7 protein-coding genes are annotated in these 6,348 nt (G+C 62.4%); 1 reads left to right on the top strand and 6 read right to left on the bottom strand.

Going from position 1 to position 6,348, the window contains the following annotated elements; translation table 11 throughout:
* Positions 1–332 precede the first annotated feature (332 nt).
* The 6 genes from acuI to OKB81_RS18760 form a co-directional block, all read right to left on the bottom strand.
* Positions 333–1,316, bottom strand: coding sequence for an acrylyl-CoA reductase (NADPH) (acuI, locus tag OKB81_RS18785; protein WP_160837479.1), 984 nt, complete (start codon positions 1,314–1,316; stop codon positions 333–335).
* Positions 1,317–1,368: 52 nt separating this feature from the next.
* Positions 1,369–2,004: an acrylate utilization transcriptional regulator AcuR gene (gene acuR / locus OKB81_RS18780; protein WP_160837477.1), complete on the bottom strand. Its 636-nt coding sequence runs from the start codon at positions 2,002–2,004 to the stop codon at positions 1,369–1,371.
* Between the two features lie 158 nt (positions 2,005–2,162).
* Positions 2,163–2,411 carry a GlsB/YeaQ/YmgE family stress response membrane protein gene (locus tag OKB81_RS18775; protein ID WP_010675223.1) on the bottom strand — a complete coding sequence of 83 codons (249 nt, stop codon included), beginning with the start codon at positions 2,409–2,411 and terminating at the stop codon, positions 2,163–2,165.
* A gap of 128 nt (positions 2,412–2,539) precedes the next feature.
* Entirely contained in the window at positions 2,540–3,265 is a 726-nt protein-coding gene (gene lpxH / locus OKB81_RS18770) for a UDP-2,3-diacylglucosamine diphosphatase (protein WP_160837475.1), read from the bottom strand.
* 13 nt (positions 3,266–3,278) lie between these two features.
* Entirely contained in the window at positions 3,279–3,965 is a 687-nt protein-coding gene (locus OKB81_RS18765; RefSeq protein ID WP_160837473.1) for a DUF4269 domain-containing protein, read from the bottom strand.
* Complete coding sequence (locus OKB81_RS18760) at positions 3,955–4,452, bottom strand: peptidylprolyl isomerase (protein WP_010675220.1); 498 nt, start codon at positions 4,450–4,452, stop codon at positions 3,955–3,957. Before OKB81_RS18760 ends, OKB81_RS18765 begins: the two co-directional genes overlap by 11 nt.
* Before the next feature lie 408 nt (positions 4,453–4,860).
* Between OKB81_RS18760 and cysS the strand changes: the two genes are divergently transcribed.
* Entirely contained in the window at positions 4,861–6,237 is a 1,377-nt protein-coding gene (gene cysS, locus OKB81_RS18755) for a cysteine--tRNA ligase (protein ID WP_270698412.1), read from the top strand.
* The last annotated feature ends 111 nt before the right edge of the window (positions 6,238–6,348 follow it).

Raw genomic sequence — 6,348 nt, 5'->3', positions numbered from 1 at the left:
AGAGTATAAGATCACACCCAGATCGGTCGGTCAAATCCTCTTAACATTGCTTCAAAACGTTCACGATCTCGCCCTGCGAATACGGGTATCCAGGGCAGGGGCTTGTCGGTGAGGCGTGACGGTTGTCTGCATCGATGGGGGAGGGCGCGCTGCGGGAAGGTGCGGTGTCTCGGTCCCTCTGTCCGGGAAACCTGCACTTGAGTGTTTGAACGCATCTGTTGTCCATTGTCATGGACGATGGGAAGGAGGGGTGACGTTCCGTATGGCTGCGAAATGCCCTGGAGAGGCTCGCCTGACCTGGTCAGGCGAGCCGGCTCATATCGCGTCAGTCATCACCCCTGGACATTGACCAGGATCCGACCGCGCACCTGGCCTGCCAGGAAGGCATCCCCCAGGGTCACGACCTGGGAGAGGGGCACTTCCCGGGTGAGGAGATGGAGGCGAGTCAGGTCGAGATCCTCGGCCAGCCGGGCCCAGGCCTGCTGGCGCTGCGGGCGCGGTGCCATCACGCTGTCGATGCCATAGAGGGTGACGCCGCGCAGGATGAAGGGCATGACGGTGGAGGGGAAGTCCATCCCTCCCGCGAGACCGCAGGCGGCCACGGCGCCGCCGTAGCGGGTAGTGGCGCAGGCATTGGCCAGGGTGTGGCTGCCGACGGTGTCGATGACGCCGACCCAGCGTTCCTTGCCCAGCGGGCGTCCCGGCGCGGCCAGTTCGGCGCGATCGATCACCTCGGCGGCGCCGAGGGACGTCAGATAGTCGGCCTCGTGCAGCCGCCCGGTGGCGGCCACGACCCGATAGCCCAGCTTGGCCAGGAGGGTGATCGCCACGCTGCCCACGCCGCCGTTGGCGCCCGTCACCAGAATGTCACCGTCACCGGGGGTGATGCCGTGCTTCTCCAACGCCATCACGCAGAGCATGGCGGTGTACCCTGCGGTGCCGATGGCCATGGCGTCCCGGGGCTGGAAGCGCTCAGGCAGGGCGACCAGCCAGTCGCCCCGGACCCGTGCCCGCTCAGCCAGCCCGCCACTGTGGGTCTCGCCCACGCCCCATCCGTTGAGCACCACCTTGTCGCCGGGGTGCCAGTCGGGATGCTGGCTCTCCAGCACGGTACCGGCAAAGTCGATGCCGGGGATCAGAGGGAAGCGGCGTACCACGGGGGAGGCGCCGGTGAGGGCCAGGCCATCCTTGTAGTTGAGGGAAGACCACTGTACCGCCACGGTCACATCCCCGGCAGGCAACATCTCCTCGGAGAGGCTCTGGTAGCTGGCGCGATAACCCGCCTCGTCTTTCTCGATCAGAATACCGTTGAACATCTTGTCTACTCCCATTAATTGGACTGACTGACTATTAATCTTCGTAAAAAAATCACTTTGCTAACTTCATGAAAAAATTGAGAAAAGAGAGCATTGGCTCGGTATCGCCCACCAGGCGTGCGCGCAGTACGGCCCCTTCCCAGCCGATCCAGAACTGATGGGCGAGGGCAGGGCAGTCACAATCAGGGGGCAGCTCCCACGCCGTCACCGCGTCCCTCAGGCAGCGGGCAAGCAGCGCCTCCCAGTCGAGGAGGATCTGCTCGAGGCGCAGGCGCAGCTCGGGGGACAGTTGCACCACCTCCTGACCCAGGTTACCCACGAGACAGCCCCGCTGGAACGCAAACCGGGTCATGCCCCGGCAGGCGCTGTCGACGAAGGCAACAAGACGGGCCAGGGGGGGCAGGCTCTCATCCTCCAGATAGCGCGTCAGCTTGCGGCAGAAGTAGTGGTGATAGGCATCCATGACCGCCAGAGTGAAGTCGTGCTTGGTGGCGAAGTAGTGATAGAAGGAGCCCTTGGGGATCCCGGTCGACTGCAACACCCGCTCGATGGAGGTGGCGGCGATGCCTTGTTCGGTCAGCAGCTCCATGCCCCGGCGGATCAACAGCTCCCGGGTATCGGCATAGGTGTGCCCGTGCTGGGCAGGGCGGCCGCGAGGGCGGCGAGGCAGGGGGTCATTGGCTTGCATGGGGCTTATTAGACGTCTCAACTAGAAATGATGCAAGCGCGGCATCGAACGGACGAAACGAGTGGATGAGATCGGGTAGTCGAGACAAGCTGGCGCCAGCGGGGCTGAAAACAGCGAGGGCGCCATTGGCGCCCTCGCATCGATGGGGGGGCTGCGCCTCAACTGCGCAGCTTGTTGTAGACAAACAGCACGATCAGGGCGCCAACGGTGGCGATGATGATGCTAGGCAGGTTGAAGCCGGTGACCGTTCCCATCCCAAGCAGGGTGCTGACATAGCCCCCCACCATGGCACCGACCACCCCCAGGATCACCGTCATGAAGAAACCGCCGCCATCCTTGCCCGGCATGATCCATTTAGCCAGGATGCCGACGATCAGCCCCAGTACCACCCAAGTAAGAAATCCCATGGTCATCTCCTCGTTATGTGCAGAGAACCAGAGTATATGCAGGGATCCAGCTTGTATCCCGCCGCAGCACGACGTGAGTCAGAAACGGTCATATGAGACTCGCTCCTGACCATGGCAGGCAGAGGGCCTCAGCCGAGCGCGCGGGTGTCGAGGCGCTGCCCGGCGGGGGAGCACACCAGCACCGACCCCTGCTTGAACCAGTCTCCCAGCACGATGCGCCGCGCCGCACGCCCATCCAGAGTGAAGTCGTGGATGGCGGGCCTGTGGGTGTGACCGTGGATCATCAGGCGGCAGCTGTGCTGGCGCAGCATGTCGTCCACCGCCTCCGGAGTCACGTCCATGATGATCTGGCTCTTGTGGGCATTCTCCATCTGGCTCTGGCCGCGCATTTTGTGGGCGATGGCCTGGCGGCGCGAGAGCGGCAGGCGCAGGAAGATCCAGCGCAGCCATTTCTGTTGGGTGATGCGGCGAAACTTCTGGTAGCCCTCGTCCCGGGTGCAGAGCAGATCCCCGTGGCTCAGCAGCACCCGCTCGCCGTACAGCTCGATGACACAGGGGTCGCCAAGCATGGTCATGCCGGCCCGTTTGGCAAACTGGCGCCCCAAGAGGAAGTCGCGGTTGCCGTGAATGAAATAGAGGGGCACCCCCTGCTGGCTCAGGGCGAGAAAGGCATCGGCCACCTCGCGGTGGAGCGGGTTGGGGTCGTCGTCCCCAATCCAGAATTCGAACAGATCCCCCAGCACATAGAGGGCGTCGGCACCGGGCGCGTCTTCGGCCAGAAAGCGCACCAGGGCCGCCGTCATGTCGGGCCTGCCTTGGCTGAGGTGAATGTCACTGATAAAGAGGGTGCTCATGAGTTCCTGGGCATCATGGTAAGAGAGTCCCGCCTGGGTGCGGACAAGGCCTGTGACCTTGCTCGTCGAACGGGTGGGGGAGGGAAGGGCAGCAGAGCCCCGCAAGGTTGACGCCCTCCAGGGTCAGCAACGCCTCGTAAGGGTCGCCGGACAGGCCCAGCAGGCGGCACATGGCCGCTTCCCCCTTGAGCCCTTCATCAACACGCAGGCGCAGCACTTCCCGGTGGAAGGGGGCGCCAAAGTGCTCAAGCAGGGCGGCCATCAGGCTGAGGTGGCGCCAGCCATGACATGTCTCGAGGGGATCAGAGGTGAGGTAGAGCTCGACTGGCCAGCACTGGCCATCTGGCCCGTGGCGTTGCTGCTCGGCGATCCAGACCTGTTCGCCCTTGCTTCGCACCTGCCAGCCTTGTGCGGCCAGTGTCGCGGCAAGGAAGGCCGGGTCCGGATGCTGGCAGAGGATGTCGAGATCGCTGCCGGGCCTATCCAGCCCGATGGCGATCGTGCTCACCAGGGCCAGATCGTTGCACAGGGGGCCAAGCTCATCCCACAGGCCGCCGCTCAGCAGGGCGTGGGCCGAGCGCTGACGTTCGTTGCCCTGGGCCAGATAGTCGAGGCGGCGCCAGTTGGGGGCTGCAGATGGAAAAACTGCGGCCGGGGCCGCAGTTGTGTCAGAGCCTGGCCGGCAGGGATTACTCGGCAAGGGTCACCTTGGTGATGACGACGTCTTCGGTCGGAACGTCCTGGTGCATGCGGCCGTAGTTGCCGGTCTTCACACCCTTGATCTTGTTGACCACGTCCATGCCGGCGGTCACTTCACCGAACACGCAGTAGCCGAAGCCCTGGGTGGTGGCGGACTTGAAGTCCAGGAAGTCGTTGTTGTTCACGTTGATGAAGAACTGGGCGCTGGCGGAGTGCGGCTCCATGGTGCGGGCCATGGCGATGGTGCCGACCTTGTTGGACAGACCGTTGGCCGCCTCGTTCTTGATGGGAGCGCGGGTCTCTTTCTCTTCAAAGCCCGGGGCATAGCCGCCGCCCTGGATCATGAAGCCGTCGATGACGCGGTGGAAGATGGTGTTGTCGTAGTGACCGTCACGGCAGTATTGCAGGAAGTTGGCCACGGTCTCCGGGGCTTTTTCCGCGTTCAGGGTCAGGGTGATGTCGCCGTGGTTGGTGTGCAGAGTAACCATGAGTTGTCCTTTCATTTTGACGCGGGCAGCAAGGTGCCCGCAGGTGTATGGCATAAAGTGGTGGCAATTCTAGCCCATCAAGGCCCTGCGGCATAGATGGCAGGGGGGAGAGGGCAATGCTGTTCAGATAAGCACATTTTTGACTAATTATTCATAAATGCGACTTGAGTTGGGGGAGCAAGGCTGTTTCCAGTCGATGTTCCTTCAGCCTTTATCCAGCGTGGCTTGCAATAGAAAGAGGGAGGCATCATGCCTCCCTCATTTTTAGCCCTGATACTACGTGGACTGGAACTCAAATTCTCTTAAGTGAACAGCATTGGGGGGGAGAGGGGGCTTTTTCTGCCTCGTTTTCTATACCGGATGCGGTTAGAATGGCAGGCCATTTTACTCACAGGCAGTGGTCATAAGATGCTGAAGATATACAACACACTCACTCGTCAAAAAGAAGAATTCAAACCTATCCACCCGGGCAAGGTGGGCATGTATGTGTGTGGCGTCACTATCTATGATCACTGTCATATCGGCCATGGCCGTACCTTCGTCGCCTTCGACGTCGTCGCTCGCTACCTGCGTTATGCAGGGTACGACCTCACCTATGTGCGCAACGTCACCGACGTGGACGACAAGATCATCAAGCGTGCCGCCGAAACGCACGTGACCTGTGACGATCTCACCGAGCGCCTCATCGGCGACATGCACCAGGATTTCGACGCCCTCGGCATGGTGCGTCCTGACATCGAACCCCGCGCCACCCAACACATCGGCGAGATCATCGCCCTGGTTGAAACCCTGCTGGAAAAAGGGCACGCCTACGTGGCGGACAACGGCGATGTGATGTTCATCGTCGAGTCCTACGCCGACTACGGCAAGCTCTCGGGCCAGGATCTGGAGCAGCTGCAGGCCGGCGCCCGGGTCGACGTGGTGGATGCCAAGCGCAATCCGCTCGACTTCGTGCTGTGGAAGATGTCCAAGCCCGGCGAGCCGACCTGGGACAGCCCCTGGGGCCCGGGCCGTCCTGGCTGGCACATCGAGTGCTCCGCCATGAACTCCAAGCACCTTGGCAACCACTTCGACATCCACGGCGGCGGCTCCGATCTGCAGTTCCCCCACCACGAGAACGAGATTGCCCAGTCCTGCTGCGCCCACGGCGGCGACTACGTCAACACCTGGATGCACAGCGGCATGGTGATGGTGGATAAAGAGAAGATGTCCAAGTCCCTTGGCAATTTCTTCACCATCCGTGATGTGCTGGCCCACTACGACGCCGAAACCGTCCGTTACTTCCTGATGTCCGGTCACTACCGCAGCCAGCTCAACTACTCGGAAGACAACTTGAAGCAAGCCCGCGCCGCCCTGGAGCGGATGTACACCGCCCTGCGCGATCTGCCGGCGGCTGCCGCCGCCGGTGGTGACGAGCAGGTGGCTCGCTTCAAAGAAGCGATGGACGACGACTTCAACACCCCGGAAGCCTACTCCGCCCTGTTCGACCTGGTGCGCGAGATCAACCGCCAGAAAGCCGAAGACATGGCTATCGCCGCTGGCCTCGGTGCCCGCCTGCGCGAACTGGGCGCCGTGCTCGGCATCCTGCAACAGGATCCGGACGCTTTCTTGAAGGGTATTGAGGCGGACGAAGAGGTCGCCGAGATCGAGCGCCTGATCGCCGAGCGCAATCAGGCCCGCGCCGACAAGAACTGGGCCGCGGCGGATGCCGCCCGTAACCGTCTCACCGAGATGGGCATCGTGCTGGAAGACAGCGCTGGCAAGACCAGCTGGCGCCGTGCCTAAGGCCGGTGGCCTTGTTGATGCCAACAGCTTGACCCAATAAAAAAGGTTCTTCGCGGGATCTTGGGGAAGTGGAAGTTGACAGACAGGGTGCTGGTAAACTGGCTGTCTCCA

Origin of the sequence: Aeromonas sp. QDB56, from assembly GCF_027705505.1 — a bacterium.
Lineage (GTDB): Bacteria > Pseudomonadota > Gammaproteobacteria > Enterobacterales > Aeromonadaceae > Aeromonas > Aeromonas caviae.
This window is presented reverse-complemented; position numbering and strand designations above follow the sequence as displayed.